Origin of the sequence: Micromonospora sp. NPDC049049 (assembly GCF_040649115.1) — a bacterium.
Taxonomy (GTDB): Bacteria; Actinomycetota; Actinomycetes; order Mycobacteriales; family Micromonosporaceae; genus Micromonospora.
The window spans coordinates 37,172-62,444 of record NZ_JBEZEX010000004.1 but is presented as its reverse complement, the minus strand read 5'-3'; the positions used below and the strand labels follow the sequence as shown (position 1 = coordinate 62,444).

General features: G+C 71.9%; 24 protein-coding genes. 12 read left to right on the top strand and 12 right to left on the bottom strand.

Annotated features, from left to right (window positions below; translation table 11 throughout):
- Positions 1 to 28: 28 nt before the first annotated feature.
- Positions 29 to 1,471, bottom strand: a complete 1,443-nt coding sequence (locus tag AB0B68_RS06140; RefSeq protein WP_357206965.1) for a hypothetical protein — start codon at positions 1,469 to 1,471, stop codon at positions 29 to 31.
- Between the two features lie 145 nt (positions 1,472 to 1,616).
- Here AB0B68_RS06140 and AB0B68_RS06135 point away from each other — a divergent pair, with 145 nt between their 5' ends.
- Positions 1,617 to 1,847: a CDGSH iron-sulfur domain-containing protein gene (locus AB0B68_RS06135; RefSeq protein WP_357258127.1), complete on the top strand. Its 231-nt coding sequence runs from the start codon at positions 1,617 to 1,619 to the stop codon at positions 1,845 to 1,847.
- Positions 1,848 to 2,082: 235 nt separating this feature from the next.
- Here the strand turns inward: AB0B68_RS06135 and AB0B68_RS06130 are convergent, their stop codons facing one another.
- Genes AB0B68_RS06130 through AB0B68_RS06120 form a run of 3 tightly spaced genes read right to left on the bottom strand, consistent with a single transcriptional unit; the run spans position 2,083 to position 6,092 of the window.
- Positions 2,083 to 3,171, bottom strand: coding sequence for an iron-containing redox enzyme family protein (locus AB0B68_RS06130; protein ID WP_357206967.1), 1,089 nt, complete (start codon positions 3,169 to 3,171; stop codon positions 2,083 to 2,085).
- A 49-nt stretch (positions 3,172 to 3,220) separates the two neighbouring features.
- Positions 3,221 to 4,975, bottom strand: a complete 1,755-nt coding sequence (locus AB0B68_RS06125; RefSeq protein WP_357206969.1) for a thiamine pyrophosphate-binding protein — start codon at positions 4,973 to 4,975, stop codon at positions 3,221 to 3,223.
- Positions 4,968 to 6,092: a Vms1/Ankzf1 family peptidyl-tRNA hydrolase gene (locus AB0B68_RS06120; RefSeq protein ID WP_355007865.1), complete on the bottom strand. Its 1,125-nt coding sequence runs from the start codon at positions 6,090 to 6,092 to the stop codon at positions 4,968 to 4,970. Before AB0B68_RS06120 ends, AB0B68_RS06125 begins: the two co-directional genes overlap by 8 nt.
- Before the next feature lie 142 nt (positions 6,093 to 6,234).
- On the opposite strand from AB0B68_RS06120, the gene AB0B68_RS06115 reads away from it, so the two are divergent.
- The gene (locus AB0B68_RS06115; protein ID WP_357206973.1) at positions 6,235 to 6,783 is read left to right on the top strand and encodes a hypothetical protein; all 549 of its coding nucleotides are present in this window, start codon (positions 6,235 to 6,237) and stop codon (positions 6,781 to 6,783) included.
- 65 nt (positions 6,784 to 6,848) lie between these two features.
- Here the strand turns inward: AB0B68_RS06115 and AB0B68_RS06110 are convergent, their stop codons facing one another.
- The gene (locus AB0B68_RS06110; RefSeq protein WP_355008027.1) at positions 6,849 to 7,187 is read right to left on the bottom strand and encodes a DUF3817 domain-containing protein; all 339 of its coding nucleotides are present in this window, start codon (positions 7,185 to 7,187) and stop codon (positions 6,849 to 6,851) included.
- 153 nt (positions 7,188 to 7,340) lie between these two features.
- Here AB0B68_RS06110 and AB0B68_RS06105 point away from each other — a divergent pair, with 153 nt between their 5' ends.
- Positions 7,341 to 8,819 carry a glutamate--cysteine ligase gene (locus AB0B68_RS06105; RefSeq protein ID WP_357206975.1) on the top strand — a complete coding sequence of 493 codons (1,479 nt, stop codon included), beginning with the start codon at positions 7,341 to 7,343 and terminating at the stop codon, positions 8,817 to 8,819.
- Between the two features lie 34 nt (positions 8,820 to 8,853).
- Here AB0B68_RS06105 and AB0B68_RS06100 read toward each other — a convergent pair whose 3' ends face one another.
- Positions 8,854 to 9,240, bottom strand: coding sequence for a DUF2267 domain-containing protein (locus AB0B68_RS06100; RefSeq protein WP_357258125.1), 387 nt, complete (start codon positions 9,238 to 9,240; stop codon positions 8,854 to 8,856).
- Between the two features lie 308 nt (positions 9,241 to 9,548).
- Here AB0B68_RS06100 and AB0B68_RS06095 point away from each other — a divergent pair, with 308 nt between their 5' ends.
- On the top strand, positions 9,549 to 10,574 hold the full coding sequence (locus AB0B68_RS06095) for an LD-carboxypeptidase (RefSeq protein ID WP_357258123.1): 1,026 nt from the start codon (positions 9,549 to 9,551) through the stop codon (positions 10,572 to 10,574).
- 3 nt (positions 10,575 to 10,577) lie between these two features.
- On the opposite strand, the gene AB0B68_RS06090 is transcribed toward AB0B68_RS06095, so the two are convergent.
- The 3 genes from AB0B68_RS06090 to AB0B68_RS06080 all read right to left on the bottom strand — a co-directional run bounded on the left by AB0B68_RS06090 (position 10,578) and on the right by AB0B68_RS06080 (position 13,485).
- Complete coding sequence (locus tag AB0B68_RS06090) at positions 10,578 to 11,159, bottom strand: GNAT family protein (RefSeq protein WP_357202193.1); 582 nt, start codon at positions 11,157 to 11,159, stop codon at positions 10,578 to 10,580.
- 173 nt (positions 11,160 to 11,332) lie between these two features.
- Complete coding sequence (locus tag AB0B68_RS06085) at positions 11,333 to 12,505, bottom strand: zinc-dependent alcohol dehydrogenase (protein WP_145787991.1); 1,173 nt, start codon at positions 12,503 to 12,505, stop codon at positions 11,333 to 11,335.
- Between the two features lie 29 nt (positions 12,506 to 12,534).
- Positions 12,535 to 13,485, bottom strand: coding sequence for an SRPBCC family protein (locus tag AB0B68_RS06080; RefSeq protein WP_357258121.1), 951 nt, complete (start codon positions 13,483 to 13,485; stop codon positions 12,535 to 12,537).
- Positions 13,486 to 13,727: 242 nt separating this feature from the next.
- Here AB0B68_RS06080 and AB0B68_RS06075 point away from each other — a divergent pair, with 242 nt between their 5' ends.
- The 5 genes from AB0B68_RS06075 to AB0B68_RS06055 all read left to right on the top strand — a co-directional run bounded on the left by AB0B68_RS06075 (position 13,728) and on the right by AB0B68_RS06055 (position 19,065).
- Complete coding sequence (locus AB0B68_RS06075; RefSeq protein ID WP_357202186.1) at positions 13,728 to 14,738, top strand: carboxypeptidase regulatory-like domain-containing protein; 1,011 nt, start codon at positions 13,728 to 13,730, stop codon at positions 14,736 to 14,738.
- Between the two features lie 66 nt (positions 14,739 to 14,804).
- Positions 14,805 to 15,323: a sigma-70 family RNA polymerase sigma factor gene (locus AB0B68_RS06070; protein WP_357202183.1), complete on the top strand. Its 519-nt coding sequence runs from the start codon at positions 14,805 to 14,807 to the stop codon at positions 15,321 to 15,323.
- On the top strand, positions 15,310 to 16,518 hold the full coding sequence (locus AB0B68_RS06065) for a hypothetical protein (protein ID WP_357258119.1): 1,209 nt from the start codon (positions 15,310 to 15,312) through the stop codon (positions 16,516 to 16,518). Before AB0B68_RS06070 ends, AB0B68_RS06065 begins: the two co-directional genes overlap by 14 nt.
- Positions 16,519 to 16,596: 78 nt before the next feature.
- Entirely contained in the window at positions 16,597 to 16,959 is a 363-nt protein-coding gene (locus AB0B68_RS06060) for an SCP2 sterol-binding domain-containing protein (protein WP_357202177.1), read from the top strand.
- Positions 16,960 to 16,971: 12 nt separating this feature from the next.
- Positions 16,972 to 19,065 carry a glycogen debranching N-terminal domain-containing protein gene (locus AB0B68_RS06055; protein WP_357258283.1) on the top strand — a complete coding sequence of 698 codons (2,094 nt, stop codon included), beginning with the start codon at positions 16,972 to 16,974 and terminating at the stop codon, positions 19,063 to 19,065.
- Between the two features lie 103 nt (positions 19,066 to 19,168).
- On the opposite strand, the gene AB0B68_RS06050 is transcribed toward AB0B68_RS06055, so the two are convergent.
- Positions 19,169 to 20,128 carry a helix-turn-helix domain-containing protein gene (locus AB0B68_RS06050; protein WP_357258116.1) on the bottom strand — a complete coding sequence of 320 codons (960 nt, stop codon included), beginning with the start codon at positions 20,126 to 20,128 and terminating at the stop codon, positions 19,169 to 19,171.
- 94 nt (positions 20,129 to 20,222) lie between these two features.
- Between AB0B68_RS06050 and AB0B68_RS06045 the strand changes: the two genes are divergently transcribed.
- Together AB0B68_RS06045 and AB0B68_RS06040 are read left to right on the top strand one after the other, a co-directional pair.
- Entirely contained in the window at positions 20,223 to 21,233 is a 1,011-nt protein-coding gene (locus AB0B68_RS06045; RefSeq protein WP_357202171.1) for a saccharopine dehydrogenase NADP-binding domain-containing protein, read from the top strand.
- 248 nt (positions 21,234 to 21,481) lie between these two features.
- Positions 21,482 to 22,996 (top strand): DUF1996 domain-containing protein, encoded by a 1,515-nt coding sequence (locus tag AB0B68_RS06040; RefSeq protein WP_357258114.1) that lies wholly within the window; start codon positions 21,482 to 21,484, stop codon positions 22,994 to 22,996.
- 82 nt (positions 22,997 to 23,078) lie between these two features.
- Here the strand turns inward: AB0B68_RS06040 and AB0B68_RS06035 are convergent, their stop codons facing one another.
- Positions 23,079 to 23,585, bottom strand: a complete 507-nt coding sequence (locus AB0B68_RS06035) for a hypothetical protein (RefSeq protein WP_357258112.1) — start codon at positions 23,583 to 23,585, stop codon at positions 23,079 to 23,081.
- Positions 23,586 to 23,756: 171 nt separating this feature from the next.
- Between AB0B68_RS06035 and AB0B68_RS06030 the strand changes: the two genes are divergently transcribed.
- Positions 23,757 to 24,467, top strand: coding sequence for a carbonic anhydrase (locus AB0B68_RS06030; protein WP_357258110.1), 711 nt, complete (start codon positions 23,757 to 23,759; stop codon positions 24,465 to 24,467).
- A gap of 5 nt (positions 24,468 to 24,472) precedes the next feature.
- Here the strand turns inward: AB0B68_RS06030 and AB0B68_RS06025 are convergent, their stop codons facing one another.
- Positions 24,473 to 25,129: a hypothetical protein gene (locus AB0B68_RS06025; protein ID WP_357258108.1), complete on the bottom strand. Its 657-nt coding sequence runs from the start codon at positions 25,127 to 25,129 to the stop codon at positions 24,473 to 24,475.
- Positions 25,130 to 25,273: the final 144 nt, after the last annotated feature.

Here is a 25,273-nt window from a genome sequence, read left to right as displayed (position 1 = left end):
TCGCGAGGAAGTTTCGGCGTCCTCCGTCTCAGGAGACCAACAACCCCTGGTGGCCGCCGCTGTCGCGGAGCACGGCCAGCGCCTCGGCGACCCCCAGCGGGGGCGGCGCCGGCAGGTCGTACGGCTGGGCGCGCAGCACCTCGGTGGCCCGGCGGGTGGGCACCGAGGTGACCGGGTACCCGCGGGCGGTGGTGCGGTCCAGCGCCCGACGCCGCCGGCCGAACCCGGCGACGGCCAGCCACTGCGGCAGCCCTGCCAGCGCGGGTGAGCGCACCCCGGGCGGCTCCGGCAACACGTCCACCGAGCTGAAGGGCTCGCTGCCGGCCAGCCACCACTCGGCCTCGTCGACGCTGCGGCGGGTGGCGTTCTCACACCAGTACGGCACCAGCCCCGCCCGCACCACCTGCCACGGATCGAGCAGTCGACCGCACTCCACCACCAACCGGTCACCGGTCTTGCCGGCGCGCCGCAGCCACCGCCGGTAGAGGTCGGCCACGCCCGCGCTCAGTGCCGCCGGCCGGGGCACCAACACCCGGTGCAGCGGATGCTGGTGCCGGGTGGACCAGTCCCGCGCGGCCAGCTCGAAGCCCGAGTCGACGCCGTGCTCGGCGTACGCCGACGGCACGGACACTTCCGGCGGCTCCCAGCGGGTCGCGTCCCCGCCGACGGAGCGCAGCACCTGCCGCAACGCGTGGCTGTCCGGGTGGAAGTCCACCGGGTCCAGCCCACTACCCGGGCAGCCGACCTGGAAGCTGTGCCCCGGTCCGCGCTCCAGCACCGGCCAGGTGCGTGCGTCGCGGACCAGCAGCACGGGGGCGCCCGGCACCAGCCGGTCGGCCAGGAACCGCGCGTACGCGGCCGGTAGGGCCCTCCACGTGGCGGTCAGCGACACGGTCGCCCCGGTCAGCGCGCCACGGCTGGCCGGGCAGTGCACCTGGCGCAGGTGCAGGTCGGCGTTGCCGACGAGCAACCGGGCGGAGAGTGCCGCGCCATGCTCCGCGGCGTCCCCCGGGCGGTCCACCGCGCCGTCGGACCAGTGCACGGTCATCTCGAAGCCCGCCGGCAGCCACGGCACCCCGAGGGCCACCGCGAGGTGCGCGGCAGCGCCGTGCGGAGAGCCGATGAGCACCCCCGGGTAGCGGCGGCGGGGGTACTGGTCGACGAACCAGCGGGCCACCCTCGCGGCGTCCACCTCGTCGATCTGGGCCACGGTGAGCGCGACCCGGCCGGCGGCGCGGGTGACCGCGGCACGGCGTACCGGTTCGGGGGCGCCGGGGAACCGCGATGTCGGCCCGGTGTGCCCGAGGTCGGCGCAGTCGACCCCGCGCAGTGCACGGGCGGTGGCGGCGACCAGCACCCGGGCGGAGCTGCCCGCGGCCACGACCCGGTCGCCGGCGAGACCGGCGCCATCAGCCGTGAGCCCCTTGTGCACCTTGTGCACCGGCCCCACCTTGCCTCGTTCGCTCACCACGCGGCCCGGCTTCCCGTCCCGATGGGGTTCAAACGGGGCATCACCCACCCGGCGGCACATTCCGCTGGTCAGCGGGGTGCCCCGGTCATCACCGGCGTTCGGCGGCTCGGGTTTCGCCAGGGCCAGGACGGGCACTTCCGGGGCCATGCGCACCGACGACACCAGCGAGCCAGCCGCCGCCACGATCACCCCGTACGAGGACGGACCGCTGCTGGTCCGCGGCGACTTCGCGTTGGTCAGACCGAACGGCGAGCGCATCGACGCGCGGCGGGGCACTGTGGCGTTGTGCCGGTGCGGCAAGTCGGCGCTCAAGCCGTTCTGCGACGGCACCCACAAGGCGATCAACTTCCGCGCCGGCACCACCCGCGAGGGCTGACCGCCCCATCCCCGAGTCACGCAGCGACAGGGCGCGGAGGGGCCGCACCAGAGGCACGTCCCCTTTGCTCTGCACCCGCCCACGCGCCAGTTACGGACCGTGTGCGGTGCATGGGCGGGTGCAGAGCAAAGGGCGGACCCGGGGCGGCACGTCCCCCACCCGCCGGCAGGTCCCACCGGGGCGGCACGCCCCCACCCTGGGCGGCACGCCCCCACCAGGCGACAAGCCCCTCGGGTCAGACGAACGCGGGCGGGGCCACCTCGGGCGACGCGACGAGCGAGACCGTGGGCGGCAGGGGCGGCGGGGCGGGTGTCCGCAGCGAGCTGCGGCCCGCGGCCCAGCTGTCCAGCAGGTGCCCGGCGAACAGCCGGTCCACAGCGAGCCCGGCCGCCGCGCCGAACAGCACGTCGCGGGCGAGGGCCGGCTCGACGCGGACCAGTCCGCCGCACATGTCGTGCGCGGCGATCTGCTCGTGCACCGCGTCGGCCTCGACGTGCTCGTCGTAGAAGCGGGTGGCCACCTCGTCGAAGCCGAGCCGGCGCAACCCGTTGCCGTAGCGACGGTTGGGCAGCGAGGAGGTCATCTCGAACGCGGCCAGGTGCCCGAGCAGCGCGCCGCGCAACCGCCGGTGCAGCCCGAACAGCGACATCAGGTTGTTGGTCGCCAACGTCACCGCCGGCGCCACGTCGATGTGCGCGCCGTACGCTGTGTCCAGGCCCAGTCGGTCGAGGGTGCTCCGGAACAGCTCGGCGTGCATCCGGTCCAGCCGCCCATTGCCGTACTCGTCGGTCTGGATCTCCACGAGCGCGGCCTTGGCCGGGCCACCGAGGCGAGGCAGCGCCCAGCTGTGCGGGTCCGCCTCCCGCAGGTGGTAAACAGAGCGGTGGGCGACGAACTCGCGGAACTGGGCGAGGTCGGCGCGGCGTTGCAGTGTCGCGGCCAACGCCGGACCGTCGTCGGCGGCGACCACCTCGGCCAGGCCGGCCGCCACCCCGGCGGCGGGCACCGACGGCGTGCCGGCCAGCCGACGCAGCGCCGCCTCGAAGACCCGTTCGCAGCGGGCACGCAGCGCCAGCAGCGTCGGCTGCCACTCCCACGACTCGTCCACCCCGAGCCAGCCCCGGTAGTGCAGCTCGTAGCAGAGAAACAGCGTCAGCTGCAGGTCCTCGTCGGTGATCGGGTCCGCCGGGTGGAGATCGACGCCGAGATCGGCCGGCAGGTCGTGCGGCGGGTGCCGCAGAGCCTCGACGACTGCTGCGGAGAGCGGGCCGCGTGCCCTCGGCAGTGTCGCGGGACCGTAGCGGCGGTCGGCGGGCTCGGACATGGGACCTCCAGCGTCGTCAGGCCGCTACTCATGCCCTGGCCCGGGGTGGCTAAACGAGATCGTCGGCGCTCGTGGTGACCTCCACCTGCTCACGGACTTTCCGGGCCGGGGCGCCCTCGGCGTACAGGCCGCGCAGGTCGGCGAAGGCGGGCTCCGGCGGTGCCAGCGACACCGCCGGGTCGACGACCGCCTCCAGTACGCAGGGACGGTCGGCGGCGAGGGCCTCGTCCCAGGCCGCGCCGACCAGCTCCGGGCGGTCCACCCGCACCCCGTGCAGCCCCAGCAGCCGGGCCCACCCGGCGTACGGCACGTCGGGGCGGCGGTGGGTGGGGTCGGACGACGGTTGTCGCCCGCCACCCATGCCGTTCTGGTCCCGGTTGTTGAGCACCAGCACGACCAGCCGCGGGTCGCGCCACTGCTGCCAGAGGTGCGAGACGGTGATCAGTTCGGCGAGCCCGTTGAGCTGCATCGCCCCGTCACCCACCAGCGCGACCACCGGTTGGTCGGGCGCGGCGAGCTTGGCCGCCACCGCGTACGGCAGCGCGCAGCCCATCGAGCCGAGGGTTCCGCACAGCTGCGCGTTGACCCCCGGTGGCAGGGTGAGGTGGCGGGCGTACCAGTAGAGGACCGAGCCGACGTCGACGGCGACCGCGCCGGTGCCGGGCATCCGGGCGGACAGCTCCTGCAGGACGAGCTGCGGATTGACCGGGTTCGCGGCGGCGGCGGCCCGCTCGGCCGCGACCTCCCGCCAGCGGTCCACCGAACTTTCCACAGTGGCGCGCCACTGCTGTTCGGACCGGCCACGCAACCGGCTCAGCAGCGCCCGCAGCGTCTCCGCGGCATCGCCGACCAGCGGAACGTCGGCCGGGTACCGGGTGCCGATCCGGCGACCGTCGATGTCGATCTGCACCGTCCGCGCCTGCTCGGGCATCGGGAAGTAGTCGGTCCACGGGTCGTTGGTGCCGACCATCAGCAGCGTGTCGCAACCACCCATCAGCTCGGCCGCCGCCGGGGTGCCGACCTCGCCGAGCACCCCGGTGTGGAACGGCAACCGCTCGTCGAGCACCGGCTTGCCGAGCAGCGAGGTGGCCACCCCGGCACCCAGCCGGTCGGCGATCTCGATGATCTCGGCGGCGGCGTCCCGACCACCCTGGCCCACCAGGATCGCGGTCCGCTGGCCGCCGCCGAGCAGCTGCGCGGCGGCGTCCAGGTCCGCCTCGTGCGGCAGGACCCGGGCCAGCGGCTCGCCGGGGGTCGCCGTGATCACCCCGGCGCTGTACGACTGAAGGGCGGGTACCAGCGCCTCCTGCAACTGTCGGGGCAGCACCACGCACGTCGGGCTGCGGGTCGCCGCCGCCGTCCGGAACGCCTGGTCCAGCAGCGCCCCCACCTCGTCGGGGCTGCGGCCGTACCGGACGAACTGGTTGCACACATCCCCGAAGAGCCGGCTCAGCCCGATCTCCTGGTGCGCGCCGCCGAGCGGCCCGGAGATGTCCTCCCCGACGATGGCCACCACCGGTTTGCTGTCCAGCTTGGCGTCGTAGAGGCCGTTGAGCAGCTGGACGGCGCTGGGGCCCTGAGTGGCGAGGCAGACCCCGATGCCGCCGGTGAACTTGGCGTGCCCGGTGGCCATGAACGAGGCGGTCTCCTCGTGCCGGGCCGGGATGAACGCCGGCTCGCCGCCGGTGCGGTCCAGCGCGTCAACCAGTGGAGCGATCGCCTCGCCCGGGTACCCGAAGGCGCGGGGTACCCGCCAGGCCAGCAGCCGCTCCACCAGGACGTCCGCAACCGTTCGGTCAACCATTGCCGCGCCCCGGTGTGCCGGGGTCGACGTAGCGCAGTACCGCTCCGACGCCGTCGGTGAGGTCGGGCGCCTCGTCGGCGCCGAGCACTGTCAGTGCCGCGTCGGTGCCGACGAGCGCCCGGACCAGCGCCGCGTCGGCGCGTACCCGCTGCGGGTCGGCCACCGACATGGCTGCCAGCTGCCCCGGGTCGACGGCGATCTCGGTGGGTTCCGCGCCGATCCACAACTCACCGTTGGCCGACGGGTCGTCCACGATGATCATCATGTCGACCTGGTTGCGTTGCAGGGCCGAGACGACCGCGTCGAGCCCGCCGCCCACGTCCTCCTGCACGCCGAACTTGTCCAGCGCGGCGCTGATCCGCTGGTCGGCGATCTCCGCGATGGTCTGCACCGTGAGGTCGTCCAGCATCGTCTGGTCGGCGCCGCCGGCCCGCGAACCGGCATCGGTGCGGACCACCAGGTCCTGCCAGCGTTCCGGCATCTGGGCGGCGATCATCCCGGTGGCCCGGACGTCACCGGCGACCACCACCACGTCCGCGCCGACCCGGTCGGCCAGCTGCACGGTGGCCGCGGTGACGTCGCCGGCGTTCTGGTGCCACGCCTCCATGGCCGCCCGCTGGTAGCGCGACTGGGACCAGCCGCCGGGCTTCGCCCGTCGCAGCGGATACTCGTCCCGGCCGGCGACGTGCGCTCGTCGGGGTACCCCGCCGGCGCTGACCGCCATCGCGTCGGCGCCGAGCCGGTCGGCGACCACACGTACCCAGGCCACCTGCTCGCCGCGTTGCGCGAGCAGCGGCATCACGTGCGGCAACGGGCCGACGTGGGCCAGGTCCCGCAGTGGCGGCGCGGACAGGTACTCGGAGAGCACCACCTGGCCGTGACTGGCGAAGACCGCCAGCCCGTAGTCCCCGACCATCGGATCGTGACCTCGGACCACCCGGTCCAGCGCGGCGATGTTCGCCTCGTCCGCCCCCTGTTCGGCCAGGCTGCGTTCCAGGGCACGCCAGCGCAGATCCAGTGCGGGTTTGGCGTCCTCCGTGTCCGCGGAGGCGTCCAGATACACCGAGCACCACGGCCCGGGACGGTCGTAGAGCGGGCGCAGGAAGGACAGCTGCATGCTCGACCCCTTTCCAGCTCGGCCCCCCGCTTACCCGGGTCGCGGGGGATGTCACCTCGCGGCCGTGAGCCCGTGACCAGGTTTCATTCACGTCGTTCAACCGAAGACGTCGATACGATCTGTGAACACATGCGGACTCTCGGTGGTGGAAATGGACAGCGGACTCGACACGCGACGGATCGTGCACCCGACGGAACGAATCGTCACCGGGCGGCTGATCCGCCTGCTCGACGGCTACACCCGTGAGGTACGCGTCGGTCAGCCGGTGCTGGTGGCGGTGCTCGCCGCGGCGGCCTTCGCCCGGCTGCCCGCGCTGCTGCTGCGCTCGCTCTTCTCGTTCGGCGGTGGTGGCACCCGTCGTCGCTGGAAGGAGCTGAAGCAGGGCCCGGAATACCTGGTCACGCCGGTGCGGCTCCGCAACACCGCCGGCCAGCTCTGCGAGGTGGAGCTGCACGGGCACCTGCCGCAGAGCGCCCTGCACCCGGCCGACCAGGTGCAGCTCACCCTGCGCCCGCAACGCGACCCGGAGTTGCCGCCCCGGATCGAGCGGATCGTCAACCTCACCACCGGGCAGTTGCTGACCCCGCGTACGGCGACGCTCTGGTCGCATCTCGGGCCGCCACTGCTGTTGCAGGCGTTCCTGGGCACACTGCTGCTGGCCGGCATAGCGGCCTGCTCCGCGCTGACCTGACCGGCCCCCGGCGGGTCGGCGGGTCGGCGGGGCAGTTCAGCGGGGTGCGCGGGCGGTTCGGCGGCTCAGCCGACCGGGGCGGGCTCGCGGGCCGGTTGCCGGTCGACGCCGAGCATGCCCCGGCGGCGGGCCCAGCGCTCGAAGACCAGGGTGGCGAACGGCGGCACCGCGCTGGCCAGGGCCACCGCCGTGGCCAGCAGGCTCCACCGGTGCAGCCGGGCCACTGCCAGCACCAGCAGGACGTACGCGACGAACAGGCCGCCGTGGATCGGACCAAAGATCTTGACGCCCAGCTCGTTGTCCGGCGGACCGTACTTGACCAGCATGCCGACCAGCAGGGCCAGCCAGGAGCAGGCCTCGGCGATCGCCGCCGCGACGAACAGCCGGGTCACCTTCTCGCGCATCCGCACGCCACCACCTCTCGGGGCGCAATGCTATCGGTCCGCTCTGGCTGGGCTAACAGGGCTGGCAGTTGGGTAGGAAAGGGTCCTCGGGTCTTCCCCCGCCCGCCGACAACGTGCGAGGTTAGGGGGACCAGCGGTGACAGGGTGGTGACCATGGGCGAGGACGTCGGCGTACGAACCTTCAGTCGAGAGGACCGAGCCCGATACCGCGACAAGGTCCGCCGCTGCCTGGATGTCTTCGCCGAGATGCTGCGCGAGTCGCGCTTCGACCTCGACCGGCCGATGACCGGCGTGGAGATCGAGCTGAACCTGGTCGACGAGACGTCGAATCCGACGATGCGCAACGCCGACGTGCTGGCGGCCATCGCCGACGAGAGCTTCCAGACCGAGCTGGGCCAGTTCAACGTCGAGATCAACGTGCCGCCGCGCCGGCTGACCGGCACCGGCACCGCCGACTTCGAGGAGTACGTGCGGGCCAGCCTCAACGCCGCCGAGGTGAAGGCCCGGGCGATCGGCGCGCACATGGTCATGATCGGCATCCTGCCGACGCTGCGCCCCGAGCACCTGACCGCCGAGACGCTGTCGGCCAACCCCCGCTACAAGTTGCTCAACGAGCAGATCTTCGCGGCTCGCGGTGAGGATCTGCCGATCGCCATCAGCGGGGTGGAACGGTTGGCGGTCACCGCCGACACAATCACCCCGGAGGCGGCCTGCACCAGCACCCAGTTCCATCTCCAGGTCAGCCCGGCCCAGTTCGCCGACTACTGGAACGCCGCCCAGGCAGTGGCCGGCATCCAGGTCGCGGTCGGCGCGAACTCGCCGCTGTTCTTCGGCCGGGAGCTGTGGCGCGAGACCCGCATCCCGCTGTTCCAGCAGGCCACCGACACCCGGTCGGAGGAGATCAAAGCCCAGGGGGTACGCCCCCGGGTCTGGTTCGGCGAACGCTGGATCACCAGCGTGTTCGACCTGTTCGAGGAGAACGTGCGCTACTTCCCGGCGCTACTGCCGGTCTGCGACCCGGAGGACCCGGCGCAGGCCCTCGCGGCCGGCGAGGTGCCCAAGCTGGCCGAGCTGCGCCTGCACAACGGCACCGTGTACCGGTGGAACCGCCCGGTGTACGACGTGTCGCGGGGCCGGCCGCACCTGCGGGTGGAGAATCGGGTGCTTCCCGCCGGCCCGACCGTGCTGGACACCATCGCCAACGGCGCCTTCTACTTCGGTTTGGTGCGCGCCCTCGCCGAGTCGGACCGGCCACTGTGGTCGCAGATGTCGTTCAGCGCCGCCGAGGAGAACTTCACCAGCTGCGCCCGGCACGGCATCGACGCGCAGGTCTTCTGGCCCGGTCTCGGTTACCTGCCCGTCAGCGAGTTGGTGTTGCGCCGGTTGCTGCCGATGGCGCATCACGGTCTGGACCGGTGGGGCCTCGACCCGGCCGAGCGTGACCGGTTGCTCGGCGTCATCGAGCAGCGCTGCCTGACTGGCCGCAACGGCGCGACCTGGCAGGTGGAGACGCTGCACCGGTTGGAGTCGACCGACCACCTGGACCGGCCGGAGGCGCTGCGCGAGGTGGTCAGACACTACGTCGACCTGATGCACAGCAACCGGCCGGTGCACGAGTGGCCGATCCCGTGAGCACATCGGACGGACGGCCCGATCAGCGCGGGGCTCAGCCTCGCGGGGTGGGCACACCGAAGAGGTCGATGATGCCGCCGGGAAGCTGGGCGAGCAGGTCGTGTCGCTCGTCGTCGTTGAGCGCCTCGGCGACGGTACGCAGCACCGCCTGGGCGTGTTGACGCACCTGGTCCGCGTTCGCGACCTGCTCGCGATCCCCGACGTTCTTGAGGAACTCGCCGACGTCCCACCGGCGGCCCTGCGGGTTGCGGGTGACGGACCCGTTCAGCCGGTCCGGTAGCTGCGCCGCCAGGTTGTCCGCCTCCTGTCCGGCGAGCCGTTCACCGAGCACCGACAGGACGGCCTGTATGGACCGCACGGCCTCGTTCTCACCGAGGCCCGCGCGCTGTCGTACCGTGGCGATCATCTGCTCGTACTCCATGCCCCGCTCCTTCGGTCTCGTCGGCATGCCGTCAGGCGTGCCTGTTGACGAACGGGGCGAGTTCCCAGGCTCCCCGGCGGCAAACGGGGTCACGGGCGGATTCGGACTCCCCGCCATCGGCGGGCGGAGCCTCACAAAACATCCCAGTCACGGTCCCTTGTGGACCCCCACACCGATCGACGGCTGTCGTAGGCTGTGGCAGCTCGCACACATCGTCTGATCACGATGAGGGGACGCCGGTGGCCACTTCTGAAACAGACCCAGCCACGATCGAGGGGCCCGCGCGAGTGCCCCTGTCCCGTCGGAACATGCTGCGGATGGGAGCGGCGGCGGCCGGTGGCGCGGTGCTCGTCGGCTCGGCGCAGGCCGCGTCCGCGCAGGCCGCGCCGGTCGGTCCGAAGCGCGTCGTGCGGGCACCGGCGCTGGCACCCGGTGACCGGGTCCGGGTGGTCTCGCCCGGCAGCACGCCCGACCCCACGAACATGGCTCGCGGCATCGAGATCCTGCGGAGCTGGGGCCTTGAGGTCGAGCTGGGCAAGCACGTCTTCACCAAGTACGGCTATCTGGCCGGCACCGACGCGCAGCGGCTGGCCGACCTGAACGCCGCGCTCACCGACCCGGGCATCCGGGCCGTGTTCGCCGCGCGGGGTGGTTACGGCACGCAGCGGATCGTCGACCAGATCGACGTGTCCGTTCTGCGCCGCGACCCTCGGGTGGTCGTCGGTTTCAGCGACATCACCAGCATCCACGGCAAGCTCTGGCGCGAGACGGGCCTGGTCACCTTCTACGGCCCCATGGTCAACTGGAGTGACGCCCGCACCGGCCCCGAGTCGGCCGAGGCGCTCCGCAGGGCGGTGATGACCACCGCACCGGTCACCATCTCTCGGGACCCGGCCGAGACAGCCGCTTCCGTCGTGGTGCCGGGGCGGGCATCGGGGCCGCTGCTCGGCGGTTGCCTGACGCTGATCTCCACCTCGCTCGGCGCGGAGGACTCTCCGAAATTCGACGGCGCGATCCTCTTCTTCGAGGACGTGGACGAGGCTCCGTACAGCATCGACAGCATGCTGACCGAGCTGCGCCGGGTGGGCGTGCTGCGCAGGGTCGCCGGCGTGGTCATCGGCCAGATCACCAACAGTGTCGCCGAACCGGGCGAGTGGGATGCGGCAGCGGTGCTCAAGGACCGCCTGTACGACCTCGGCGTGCCGGTCCTGGGCGGGCTACGGCTGGGGCACGGCAACGGGCAGCTCACCGTTCCGCTGGGCTCGCGCGCCACGATCGACGCCGCGGCAGGGACCCTGACGGTGGAGCCGGGGGTCCGTCCGCGCCAGGCCTAGGGCTCAGACCTGCGGCGTCTGGTTCCAAGGGGACGGGTCGTCGCGCAACCGGCTGTACAGATAGCCGTCGCGCCACTGGCCGGCCCGAAACTCGCTGGCCCGCACGACACCCTCGAGCTGGAAGCCGGCCTTCTCCAACGCTCGTTGCTCGGCGACGTTCTCCGGGTGCGTACCGGCCTGGATGCGCTGGGCCGGGCTGTGGTGGAAGAGGTAGTCGCAAAGCAACGCCTGGGCGCGCCAGCCGATGCCTCTCCCCCGCCACTGCGGCAGCAGGACGATGCCGATCTCCCAGTACGACGCCCGTCCGGCGTAACGCCCGGCGGTGTAGCTGACGATGCCGGCGGCAGCCTGCTCCTGCTCCTGCTCGACCTCCACGACGAGCCGTCCGTCGTCCTCGCCGAGGTAGCCGTCGACGGCGAACCGCCGTGCCGGCGCCCCGGCGTCGCTGAAGCCGGCCCAGTCCAGACCGATCAGGCCCGGCTCGGTGCGGAGCCGGCGGAAGATCGCCAGGTCGGGCTCGGCAACCGGCCGTAGCCGGACAGTGAGATCGGCCGAGACAGACATCGACATATCGCCACTTTCCATGGCGACACGCTAGCTCACGCGGGGCCGAGTGCGGGTTCTGCGCCGTGCCCGCGCAGAGCGACCGGCGTTGATAGCCGAGGCCATGGTCGGCTCCTTTGGAGCTGAATCGTTGACGACATCAGCTCCAAAGGCAGCGCGAGGAACTCCCCCGCCCGGCGGACCTGGCCGCCGGGTCAGACCTTGAGCAGCACCTTCGTGCAGTCGTCCTGTTTCTTCTGGAAGATCTTGTAGCCCTTCGGTGCGTCACGCAGCGGCATCCGGTGGCTGACGATGAAGCTCGGGTCGATCTCGCCGCGCTGGATGCGCTCCAGGAGCGGCCGGGTGTAGCGCTGGACGTGGCACTGACCGGTCCGCATGATCAGCGAGCGGTTCATGAACGCGCCCATCGGGAACTTGTCGACGAAACCGCCGTACGCGCCGACGACCGAGACCACCCCGCCGGAGCGGCAGGCGAGGATCGCCTGCCGGAGCGCGAACGGTCGTTCCGTCTCGACACGCGCGGCCTGTTTGGCCCGGTCGTACGCGTACATGGCGGCGTTGCCGTGGTGGCCCTCCAGGCCCACCGCGTCGATGCACGCGTCGGGGCCCCGGCCGGCGGTCATCTCGTTGAGGGTGTCCAGGACGTCGACTTCCTCGTAGTTGATCGTCTCCGCGTCGATGTGCTCCTCGGCCAGCCGCAGCCGGTACGGGAACCGGTCGATGACGATCACCCGCTCCGCGCCGAGCAGTCGGGCGCTGGCCGCGGCGAGCAGCCCGACCGGCCCGGCGCCCCAGACGGCGATGACCTGCCCGGGTTTGATGTCGCACATCTCGGCGCCCATGTAGCCGGTCGGGAACACGTCGGCCAGCATGACCGCCTGGTCGTCGCTGATCTCGTCGGGCACCTTGACCGGGCCGACGTCGGCGAACGGCACCCGGGCGTACTCGGCCTGGCCACCGGCGTAGCCGCCGAGCAGGTGCGAGTAGCCGAAGATGCCGGCCGGCGAGTGCCCCATGATCTTCTCGGCGATGCCGGCGTTCGGGTTGGAGTTCTCGCAGACCGAGTAGAGGCCGCGCTGGCAGGACGAGCAGTGCCCGCAGGCGATCGGGAAGGGCACCACCACCCGGTCGCCGGGGGCGAGGTTGCGGACCTGGGGGCCCACCTCCACCACCTCGCCCATGAACTCGTGGCCGAGGATGTCGCCCTTGCGCATCGCGGGGATGTAGCCGTGGTAGAGGTGCAGGTCGGAGCCGCAGATCGCGGTGGTGCTGATCCGGACGATCGCGTCCCGGGCGTTCATGATCTTCGGGTCGGGTACGTCGATGACCTTGACGCTGTCGGTGCCCATCCAGGCGGTGGCCTTCATCAGCGGTCCCTTTCGGAGAGCTCGGGCGGTCAGCGGCGGGACGCGGGCAGCGGCTGGGCGGGTCGCTGCATGGCCTGTTGGCGTACGGAGATGCCGTTGGGGCTGCCCTCGGAGCGGACGACCTCGCCGGTCTCCAGCACCTGCTTGAACCGGCGCAGGTCGTCGCGGACCTGCTGCTCGGGTTCCTCGCCGAAGAGCTTCGCCACCGCTCGGCCGAGCGCGCCGGCCGGTGGCGCGTAGCGCAGCTCCACCCGCACCTCGGTCCCCCGGTCGCCGGGCGCGGGCACGAACCTGACCCGGCCGGCGTTGGGCACCCGGGTTCCTGGCAGCGACCGCCAGGTGATCGACTTGTTCGGCTGGTCGTCGATGATCTCGGCGTCCCACTCGACGCGGTGCCCGGCCGGACCACGGGCGATCCAGTGCGAACGGCGCAAATCGTCGGCGCGGACGGACTCCAGGTGTGCCATGAACCGGGGCAGGTTCTCCATGTCCCGCCAGAACCGGTACGCCTCGGCGGGCGACCGGTTCACCGTCACCGCGATCTCCATCCGGATCACCCGCGCGCGGGCCCGTCGCGCCTGGCCGATGCGGATGGCGGCGAGCGCATCGACGGTGGTGATGCCGGCGATGGCGAGGGTGGTCAGCGCGACCCGGCGGCGGCGTTCACCGCCACGGTCGGCGAGGGCCCGCCCGAGCAGGGTGAGGTCCATGGCATCGCCGGCCACCCGGCTCCAGGCCCAGCCGGCCGGCCGGCGACCGCTGAGCAGGCCGGCGGCGCTGCCCAACTCCCGCAGACCGATGGCCGGGAGCACGGACCGCGCGGCCGGGGAGTCGTCCACCCCGGTCAGTCGCGCGACGGGTCCGGGGGCGACGAGGGCGCCTACCCCCAGGGCCAGGCTCAGCAGGCCGAGCGCGCTCGGCAGCGTCGCCGGCACCGGCCCGTCCAGCTCCGGCAGGAGCACAGTGTCGACACGACTCATGTCCGGTTCCTTCCGGTGGGCGTCGCCGCCGGTCCGCTGGCGGGAGCGGCGGGGGTCCCGCCCCCGTGACGCTATGCGGTACCCGTGACCTCTGCGCCACATTCGGGCATATCGCGGCATTCGCGGCGCACGGGCGAGTTGCGCGCCTCGCCCAGTCAGCATCACGACATTGACCGAAATGGATTAGACACTGACCGTTACCGTCTGCTCACCGTCGCCGCGACACCGGAGGGACCACGCCAGTGAGCCGCACACTCCTGCGCCACCTGACCGCCACCATCGCCGTCGCCCTGCTCGTCGTCGAAGCCGCCGCGCCGGCCGCCGCGCGTACCCCCGGGTCGTCCGCGCCCGGCGCCGTCCGCACCGTCGTGCGCGACGCGGCGACCGGCGCGCCGGTCCCCCGGGCCTGCGCCGCGCTGGTCCCGGTGGACGCCGCGGCGTTGGCGGCGGTCACCCTCGGCGAGGACCAACTCGGACGGTACGGGGGGTGCGCCGACGAGCAGGGTGTGCTGGTGACCGGGGACGTCGCCCCGGGGAGGTACCGGCTGCTGGTGCGCCCCTACGACACGACGATGCACGGCTGGCAGTGGGTGGGCCGGCACGGCGGCACCGGCGACCGTGAGCGGGCACAGGTGGTCCAGGTCCGGGCCGGCGCGGTGACCGACGCGCCGACCATCCGGCTCGACCCGCCGGGCACCATCGTCGGAGTGGTGACCAACGCGGCGACCGGCGCACCGGTCAACCGCGCACTGGTCATGGTCGTGCCATACGTGCCGCATCCCAAGTACGACGACCACGGCCCGACCACCGACGAGGACGGCCGCTACACGATCACCGGCCTCGGGCCGTACCACTGGCCCGTGCAGTTCGCCGCCGCCGGGCTGGCGACAGTGTGGTCCGGTGGGGTGGGCGGTCGGCAGCAGGCACGGCCGGTGCGGGTCCGCGCGCACCAGACGGCGAACCTGAACCAGGCGCTGCCCGCCGGCATAGCGCTGGGCGGAGCGGTAGTGGTCGACGAGCTGGCCACCTACGCCCAGGTGATCGCGTTCGACGCGGCGACCGGGGACCTGGCCGGCGTGGCGGACGCGGGCAGCGGTTACGCCCTGCGCCTGCTCCCCGGGCAGCGGGTGAAGCTGCGCTGCGACTGCGCGTACGCCCCGCCGGTGTGGCACCGCGACGCCGCCGGCTTCGACGCCGCGACCCCCGTGCGGGTCCGCCGGACGCCGGTCGTGGTGGACTTCAACCTCGACTGACCCGGATTCTGGCCGGCTGCCGGAACCTTCTCCCGGGCCCGTGGGTGGGAGTGGTGGAGAAGGGGGGTGACGGTGTCCGACGGCGATCCGATCTCCGAGCTCTACGCCAGCTGTTTCCGACGCCTCGTCGTTCAGCTGTACGCGGTGACCGGTGACCTGACCGAGGCGCAGGAGGCGGTCCAGGAGGCGTTCACGCGAGCACTGATGGCGCCAGGGCGGTTCGCCGAGCTGGAGAACCCGGAGGCCTGGTTGCGTCGCGTCGCGGTGAACTGGGCCCGCAGCCGGTACCGCCGCCGTCGGGTGCTCGACGGGCTGCTGCGCCGCATCGGTCCACCGCCGGCCGTCGCCGACCACTCCCCGGAGCACCTCGCCCTGCTCTCCGCGCTGCGAGTGCTGCCCGAGGGGCAGCGACATGCGCTGGCCCTGCACTACCTCGTCGACCTGCCGGTGGACGAGGTCGCCGCGACGCTGGGCGTGTCGTCGGGGACGGTGAAGTCCCGGTTGTCGCGGGGCCGGGTCGCTCTGGCGGCGTTGCTCGCCGACACTGACGCCACGGAAACCGGGAGGATCGATGTCCGGTCGTGAGTTCTCCGGGTTCGACGTCGACACCGTCACCGAGGCCGTGTCGCAGCCACCCCTCGACGAGCTGCGCACCACTGCCCGATCCCGTCGGCGCCGGTCGGTCGCGACGGTGACCACCGCACTGGTCGTCCTGGCCGGGCTGACGGTCGTACCGCTGGTGGTCGAGCCGGACCGGGGCACGCCGGCCGACCCGCCGACACCGTCAGGTGCGCAGTTCAGCGAATTCACGCTGACCGGGCCCGACTCCGGGGTCGACGTGCGGCAGGACGGCTGTGTCGTGCGCTTCTCGTACACCGGCGACGACGGCCGCAGTTGGTCGGACTGGGACGCGGCGCGCTTCGAGGGCACCCGGTGTGCGGCCGACACCGCCGCAGCGACGCCGAGCAGCAGCATGGACTTCTCCGTGCTCGGTGAGCGGTCGTACCTGGTCACCGACTACGGCCTGGCCCACCTCTCCACCGACTACGGCCGCACCTGGCGGGACGCGGATTCCGCGATCGTCGCCGTGCCCACCTTCCCGGCGACGGCCCGACCTGTCTCCTGCGGATTCGGCTGTGATGCGGTGTCGGAGCCGCTGGCGGTGGACCCGTCGAGCGGAACGGTGTACCGCCTCACCACCCCGGCGCCCACGGTACTTTCGCTGTTCAGCCTCTACCCGGCAGCGGACGGCAGCATCTGGGCCACGTACCAGACAGGCGGCTCCCAGGGGGCGACCGTCGCCCGTAGCGCCGACCGAGGGGCGACCTGGACCACCTGGAAGGTGGGCGCCGACGCGGTGATCATCACGGCGGTCGGGCTCGACGATCGGGAAGGGTACGCGCTGATTCAGTCGACGACGACGGCTGGCGGGGTGCGGCTGCTGCGTACCACCGACGGTGCGAAGACCTGGACGGACACCGGCGCCGAGTTGCCGGCGCAGCTGCACTACGACCTCACTGTGGGGTCGGACGGCTCCCTGCTGGCCATCATTCCCGGGGAAGGCGTCGAACCCAACCGCCGTGCGCAGCTGCTGGTCAGCCGGGACGATGGACGAAACTTCACTGTTTCCCGGGAGTACGGCCGGGTCGTCGGTTCGGTCAGTGTCGCGCCTGGCTACGCCTGGCTCTTCGGGCGTGACGACGGGTCGACGGGCGAGCCGGACCACGTCCTCGTCACCACCGACGCGACCACCTGGACCCGCTTCTCGCTCGCACCCTAACAAGGGGCACCACCGGCGTTAGGAGTGCGCGGCAGCGGGTAGCCGGCATTCGCTCTGACCAGCGTCCGGGGAGGTGGGATGTCGGAGACCAGCGCCTTCTTCGAGCGGTTGACGGTCGCTGGCCAGGATCCGCGGTTCAGCAAGGTCTGTGGCAGGGTGCGATTCGACATCGGCGACGACGGCAACCTGGAGCAGTGGCTGCTGGACATCGATCATGGCCGGATGCGGGTGACCCGAAGCGGTGCCCCCGCCACCACTGTGATCCGGGTGTCCGCGCAGCTCGCGGACGCGATGGCGCGGGGCGAGGTGAACGGGCTCGCGGCGATCACCCGGGGCGAGATCATGGTCGACGGCGATCTCGCCCTGGCGTTGCGCCTCGGGCGACTGTTTCCGCGAGAGCCCGGGCGGCTTCAGCGCGAGGATCCCGACAGTGGGACGTGACCGATGAGGGACATCGCGGGCACCGTGGCGTGCATCGACGGGAACACCTTCATGGTGTCCGACGCCAGCGGCGACGTGCAGTCGTCCCCGAGCACCCCGGTCGGCCTCTTCGCCGCTGACACACGCTTCCTGTCCCGCTGGAGGCTCACCGTCAACGGCGAGTGCTTGACAGCGCTGTCGGTGGACGACAGCCAGTACTTCGAGGTCACGTTCTTCGCGGTGCCGGGCGCGGCGGTGGACTACGTGGAGGCCGACGTGTCGGCCATTCGTCGCAGGCGCATCGGCCCGGACCTCACCGAGTCGCTGACGATCTTCAATTACGGCGAGCGGGACATGACGCTCGACGTGCGTCTGGAGGTGGCCGCCGACTTCGCCGACATCTTCGAGATCAAGTTCGACTCCGGCGCCAAGAGCGGCGCGTATTACACGCACGTCGGCCCGAACGAGTTGCGCCTGGGCTACCGGCGCGGCACCTACCGCCGTGAGGTCGTCGTGTCGGCGAGTGAGCCCGCGGAGTTCGATCCGGGCGGCCTCCGGTTCACGGTCCGGCTGCGCCCCGAGCAGCAGTGGTCGACCCGGTTGCAGGCCGTCATGCTGGCGTTGCGTCCGGACGGCGTCGACCTGCGCGCCGCCCTGCGCGCCCAACGGCCGGACGAATCCACCCTGCCTGCCAGCGTGCGGGCCTGGGTCGCGGCGGCCCCGACCCTGGACACCGAAAGCGTCGGCCTCCAGCAGGTCTACCACCGCAGCCTGGTGGACCTGGCGGCGGTGCGCTTCGCCCCGCTCTCGCTCGGCGGCGCGAGCGTACCCGCGGCCGGGTTGCCCTGGTTCATGACCCTGTTCGGCCGCGACAGCCTGTTGACCTGCCTGCAGACCCTGCCCGTCACCCCGTCGCTGACCCCACCGACGCTGCGCATCCTCGCGTCGCTGCAGGGCGTCCGGACCGACGATGTCCTGGAGGAGGACCCGGGCCGGATCCTGCACGAGCTGCGCTACGGGGAGTCGGCCGCGTTCGAGGAACAGCCGCACTCGCCCTACTACGGCACGGTGGACGCCACACCGCTGTTCGTGGTGCTGCTCGACGAGTACGAGCGGTGGAGCGGCGACACCGCGCTGGTGATGGAGCTGGAGCAGGAAGCCCGCGCGGCCCTGGCCTGGATCGATTTGTACGCGGACCTCACCTCCACCGGCTACGTCTGGTACCAGCGACGCAACCGCGTCACCGGCCTGGACAACCAGTGCTGGAAGGACTCCTGGGACAGCATCTCCTATGCCGACGGTCGACTGCCGGGCTTCCCGAGGGCCACCTGCGAAACCCAGGGGTACGCCTACGACGCGAAGATCCGGGGGGCACGACTGGCCCGCACCTTCTGGGGCGACACTGCCTACGCCGAGCGGCTGGAGAGCGAGGCGGCGGCCCTGTACGACCGGTTCAACCGGGACTTCTGGCTTGAGGACCGCGGCTTCTACGCCCTCGCGCTCGACCACGACGGCACCCCCGTGGACGGCCTGTCGTCCAACATCGGGCACCTGTTGTGGAGCGGCATCGTGCCACCGGAGCGGGCTGCCCGGGTGGTCGAGCACCTGATGAGTCCCGCGCTCTTCTCCGGTTGGGGTGTGCGGACGTTCGCCGAGGGGCAACGCCGCTACAACCCGCTCGGCTACCACAACGGCACGGTCTGGCCGTTCGACAACTCGTTCATCGCCTGGGGTCTGCGCCGTTACGGGTTCGGCAACGAGGCGGCCCGCATCGCCGAGGGCATCCTCTCCGCCGCCACCTACTTCGAGGGTCGTCTGCCCGAGGCGTTCGGCGGGTTCGACCGGGACACCACCCGGTTCCCGATCCGGTATCCGACCGCGGGCAGCCCGCAGGCGTGGTCCAGTGGGGCCTGCATGCTGCTGCTCCGCACCATGCTCGGGATCAACCCGCACGACGACCACCTGGCCGTGGACCCGGCGCTGCCGTCCGCGTTCGGGCGGATCGCGCTGCTGGACATCCCCGGCCGTTGGGGCGAGCGCGACGCGTTCGCCCGCCAACGCCCGGACAGCGGCAGCGGCAGCGGCAGCGGCAGCGGCAGCGGCAGCGGCAGCGGCACGGTCAGCTGACGTACTCGCGGCTGTAGCCCATCGGAACCCCCGACCGTCGGCGGAGCCGGAGCTTGGCATTCTGCCCGACGCCGAGGAGCGACGGCGTCCGCGCGCACCCCCTTCAGGATTCAGCCGTCGGCGGCCCGGCGGCCCGAAAGGTGCGCCGGTACGCGTCCGGGGGCACGCCGACGGTGCGGTGGAAGTGTCGACGCAGTGTCGCGGCGGTGCCCATGCCGGCTGCCTCGGCGACGGCGTCGATGCTGTCGTCGGTGTTCTCCAGCAGCTCCTGGGCACGGCGGATCCGCTGCGTCGACAGCCACAGCAGTGGGGTGGTGCCGGTGGCCGCCCGGAAGTGGCGGGCCAGGTTGCGTGAGCTCATGTTCGCCTGCCGGGCCAGGTCCTCGACGGTCAGCGGCCGGTCCAGGCGGGCCAGGGCCCAGGGCAACAGGGTGGCCAGCGGGTGGTCGTCACGGGCGGGCACCGGGGTGGTGACGTACTGGGCCTGACCACCGGCGCGGTGCGGCGGCACGACCAGGCGGCGGGCCACGGCGTTGGCGACGATCGAGCCGTGGTCGCGGCGGATCAGGTGCAGGCACAGGTCGATCGCGGCGGCCTTGCCGGCGGAGGCGAGCACGGTGCCGTTGTCGACGTAGAGCACGTCCGGGTCGACGCGGACCCGGGGATAGCGGGCGGCCAGCGCCTCGGTGTGGGCCCAGTGGGTGGTGGCCCGCTGCCCGTCGAGCACCCCGGCGGCGGCCAGCATGAACGCGCCGGTGCACAGCGAGACCATCCGGGCGCCCGCCAAGTGGGCCGCGCGGACCGCGTCGAGCAGGTCGGGGGGTACGTCCGCGTCGACGTCCTCGACCGACGGGATGATCACGGTGTCGGCGCGGGCGAGGCGGTCCAGCCCGTCGTCGGGCTCCAGCAGGAAGCGGCCGACCCGGACCGGGCGGGGGCCGCAGATCGCCACGTCGTACCAGGGGTCGGCCAGGCCGGAAGGGTCGTGGGCGAAGACCTCGCAGGCAAGGGCCAGCTCGAAGTGCAGCATCCCGTCGGTGGCGGCGATCGCGACAAGGGTCATGTCCGAAACTGTACGGGGGTTGGCGTTCCCGACACTGGCTGGTCGCCGCCCGCTGCGCGAGGCTGGACCCAGACGATCTTCCGAGGGGGCAGCGATGGGTTACAACGTGGCGGTGTTCGGGGCGTACGGGCACACCGGACGGTTCGTGATGGCGGAGCTGCGTGAGCGCGGATTCGGGGCCCTGCCGGTGGGCCGTGACCCGCGCCGGCTGGCGGCGTTCGGGCCCGGCTACCGGGTGGCGTCGGCCGACGATCCGGCCTCGCTCGACGCGGCGCTGGCCGGTGTGGACGCGGTCATCAACTGCGCGGGTCCGTTCGCGTCGACCGCCGCCGGTGTGATCGAGGCCGCGCTGCGCGCCGGGATCCCGTACGTGGACGTGGCGGCCGAGATCGAGGCCAACCTCGACACGTTCACCCACTTCACTGAGCGCGCCCGGGCCGCCGGTGTCGCGGTGGTCCCGGCGATGGCCTTCTTCGGCGGGCTCGGTGACCTGCTCGCGACGACGGCGATGGGCGACTGGACGTCGGCCGACGAGGCGCACGTCGCGTACGGACTGAGTAGCTGGCACCCGACGGCCGGGACGGTCGCCGCGGGCGTCGTCTCCCGCGAGCGCCGCGCCGGCCGCCGGGTCCGCTACACCGGCAGCCGGTTGGAGTACCACTCCGGTGGGGAGCTGCCGAGGGTGAACTGGGACTTCCCCGCGCCGCTGGGTCGCCGCAGCGTCCTCGGGGAGTTCAGCATGGCCGACGTCGTCACCATCCCCCGTCATCTGGTCATCCCCGAGGTCCGCACCTACATGACCGTCGACGCCGCCAGCGACCTGACCGCCGCGGCGGCACCGGTCGCGGTCGACGGGCGGGGCCGGTCCGCGCAGACGTTCACTGTCGACGTCATAGTGCGTCGCGGCGACGAGCGCCGCCGTGTCGTGGCCAGTGGCCGGGACATCTACGCCGTCAGCGCGCCTCTGGCCGTGGAAGCGGTCGGGCGCGTCCTCGATGGTCGGACGAGGACCAGCGGCGTCGCCTCCGCCGGCGAGATGTTCGACGCGCCCGACTTCCTGCGCGCGCTGTCGCCGGCCATCCGCGTCGAACCGGTCAGCGGCTGAGATCGAGAATTGGCCCACAATTTGTTACTCAAAATTCGTAATCATCGCACCATAACCCGGCGGCAGGACTTAAAGGAAAATTAAGGCTGCACGAGCGAAAAATTGTCATCCGGAGCCGTCGCGCCGGCTGCCAGGGCGCTTGTCAACCGGCCTCCTTAATTCTTTTCCCGCGAGTTGATGCAGGCCCCTGACGTGCACATACTCCTTCCAACAGAGCTTCACCGTCGACTCGAAGGAAACCACTGGTAATGCGGACTCCCCCCGCGCACGTCGCACCGCCGGATCGGGCACGAAAGCGTCGTCGCCTCACTCGCATCACGCTCGCCTCCGCGGTGGCCGCCGCGCTGGCCGGCAGCGGCATCTACATCGCCGGCGCCCAGGCCGAAGAGGTCGCCGTGCCCGGCCGGGTGCAGGCAGAGGCCTTCGCAGCGCAGTCCGGGGCGCAGACCGAGGGCACCGGCGACGCCGACGGCGGCCGTAACGTTGGCTGGCTGGCCAGCGGCGACTGGCTGCGCTTCGACGGCGTGTCGGTGACGGGCGTCGACCTGACGGCCCGGGTCGCCTCGCACAACGCCGCCGGCGGCACCGTCGAGTTGCGCCTCGGCGCGCAGGACGGTCCACTGCTGGCCGGCTTCCCGATCGCGCAGACCGGCGGTTGGCAGAAGTGGACGACCGTCACCGCGAAGGCGTCAGCTGTGCCGTCCGGTGCGCAGACCGTCTTCGCGGTCATGAAGAGCGCCTCGAAGTCGGACTTCGTGAACCTGAACTGGTTCACGTTCGGCCCCGCGAAGGGCACGTCGCCCAGCGCGTCGGCCACGCCGAGCACATCGGCCGCCCCTTCGGCCACGCCGAGTTCCACCGCGTCAGCGTCCGCGTCCCCGTCGACGTCCGTCCCGCCGAGCCCGCCGGCCGGCGGCTGGGTGCCCGTCGACCAGGCACAGTGGAGCAAGGAACTGGCCGCCTTCAACGCCATGGAGCCGAAGGCGGTGCCGCCGGGCACCACCCGGGTGCCGGAATTCCACACCGACTGCGGTGTCGCGAACTCGGCCTCGGACGATCCGATCGTCCTGCCTGGTCTCGCTGGCGCCTCGCACATGCACACCTTCTTCGGCCCGAAGATCGACGCCTTCACCACGACGGACAAATTGTTCGACGCGGCGAACACCTGCAACGCCCCCGGGGACAAGAGCGCCTACTGGACCCCGGAGCTGCGCAAGGACGGCAAGGCGGTGCCGATCAAGAGCATGCGCATCTACTACGGCTCGCGGGTCAAGGACCCGTCGACCGTCAAGCCCTTCCCGCCGGGACTGAGGGTGGTCGAAGGTGACGCCAAGCGGCAGGTGGACACCCCGAAGAACGCCGGTAGCAACCAGTTCTGGTGCGCGGGTAGCGCCGAGATCGGCCGCAGCGCCGACGGCAACTGGCCGAAGTGCGCCCCCGGCGGCAACCTGATCTTCCAGCTCGTGTTCAAGGACTGCTGGGACGGCAAGAACATCGACTCACCCGATCACAAGTCGCACATGGGCGACCCGGTGAACGGCGTCTGCACCGGCAAGTACCCGGTTGCCGTTCCGGATCTCTCCTTCATGGTCAACTACGAGTCGCTGGGCGGTGACGGCCTCAGCCTCTCCTCCGGCAAGCCGTCATCCATGCACGGCGACTTCATGAACGCCTGGGAACCGGAGCGTCTCGGCGACCTGGTGAAGTCCTGCCTCAACCAGAACGCCAAGTGCGGGGTCGACACGACGTTCGCCGGCGGCTGACCACCGCCCGCATTGCGACGGCCCCCACGCTGCGGCGTGGGGGCCGTCCGTCACCGCACCCGGTGCGACCCGGTCACGAGGGTCAGATGACCAGCGTGAATCCCGCCGCCTTGCACGCGGCGGAGATGTCCTTGCCGGCCTTCTCGAAGGCCGGGTTGTCAGCGGCGGTCGCCGGGTCCGCCGCAGCCGCGGCCTTGGCCGCCTCCGCGCCGAACGCCCGCAGAGCCGTGGCCACCTTGCCGTCGCCGGTCGAGGCGACCGCGGCGATCTTCTTGTCCAGGTCGTTCAGGATCTTCTGGTAGTCCGCCGGGGAGTCCTGGCCGGTCGTGGCGACCTTCACCAGCTCGGCCTTCATCTCGTCGCTGACCTTCTTCGCCGCCTCGCAGAGTTCCTTGTCGCTCGCGGCGCCCGCCGCGGCTGACGGGGCCGCCGTGGCGGCCGCGGAGGTGGCCACCGCGGACGGGGCTGCGGAGGTGGCAGCGGGCGTGGTGGATCCGGCGGTCGTCGCCTTGTCGGCGTCGCCACAGGCGGCGAGGGTCGTCGAAACGGCAAGGATCAACATGGCGGAAGCAAGACGGGAAGATTTCACGGACGCGGACGATAGCCGAAGTCCAAACGATGATCAATTCGCTCGGCGGTCCGCCACTCCGTGTGCTGTCGGCGGCGATGTCACCGTCGCCCACTGGTCACCACCCGGTAACCACCAATGTGGACGGAAGCTGGTAGGAAGAGGCGGTTGCCTCACCTCAGGGAGATGACCGTGGCACGTTCCCACCTGTCCCGTCGTTCGCTGCTGACCGCCGGTGGCGCCGCCGCCGTGGCGCTCGGCGCGGCCGCAGCCAGCCCGTCCGCCGCCTCCGCCGCGCCAGCGGAAAGCCCGGTCGACACGCCGACGGAGGCGCTGCGTCGGCTACAGGCCGGCAACCGGCGGTTCACCTCCGGTCACGGCCGGCACCCGCACCAGGGCCTGTCCGACCTGCACCGGCTCGCCGCCGGCCAGCACCCGTTCGCCATCACGGTCGGCTGCGCGGACTCCCGGGTGGCCCCCGAGGTGCTCTTCGACCAGGGGCTGGGTGACCTGTTCGACAACCGGGTGGCCGGCAACATCGTCGACGACCTGCTGCTCGGCAGCGTCGAGTTCGCAGTGGAGGAGTTCGGCAGCCTGCTGATCGTCGTCCTCGGCCACGAACGCTGCGGCGCGATCACCGCCACCATCGACGCCATCCACAGCGGCGGTACGGCGCCCGGGCACATCGGCACCATCGTGGACGCCCTGCGCCCGATCGTCGAGCCGGTGCTGAACCAGCCCGGCGACCCCGTGGAGAACGGGGTGCGCGCCAACATCGCCGCCCAGGTGGAGGCGCTCAGCGCACGCAGCACCATCATCGCCGAGAAGGTGCACGAGGGCGCGCTGCGGGTGGTGGGTGCCCGCTACGACCTGGACAACGGGCGGGTTTCCCTGGTCGCCTGAAACCGTCACCCGATCCTGGGCCACGCGGACGGCGACGCTGGTCGGTCATCCACTGCCGCCGACCAGCGCCGCCGGTCGCGTCGCGGCCGACGGGTACGGCGGTAGTAGGACCATCCGGCCAGTGGCAACGCGATCGTCCAGGCCAACAGGAGTGGGAGACCGATCAGGACGCCGGTCGGGGTGAAGATGTCCTGCTCGCCGGGCTCCCTCAGGTCCGCCGCGAACTGCCAGGGCAGGGTCGCCGAGTAGCCGATCATCAGGGCGGATCCCAGCACGGTTGGCGTCAGCGGCAACCACTGTGGCACCCGACGTCCGCGCAGCCACGGTACCCACTGGGGGAAGACCACGCCCCAGTCCTTGATGAGCCCCAGCGCCAGTACGCCGCCGAGCCCGGCGAGGACGCACAGCAGGCCCAGGTAGAACGCGCCGGGCGGCAGGCCCAGGAAACCGTCGACCGGGTGGTCCCCTACCCCGGGCCCGCGACCGTGGTACCACTCGCGGAACGGACCGGGATGGGCGAACAGCGGGATGCCGAGGATCCATGGCACGTGCAGTGGGATGAAGCCCAGTACGGGGGCCATCCACGCCACGTGCCCGGCTCGGCGGGCCCAGGACGGCGGCGGTGGGGCGGGCATGGCGTTCGTGTGCGGTGTTCGAGTCACGGCGTCGTCTCCATCAGCGGCGGGCGTTGGCACATCCGAGATCACCGTCGCCGAACGGCGCGGCGAGCGGATCGCCGCGCGGAGGGACTCGTCTCCCCCGCCGTAGGGATGGCGCCTTTTCGTCACGACGGTGCGTGTGACGAA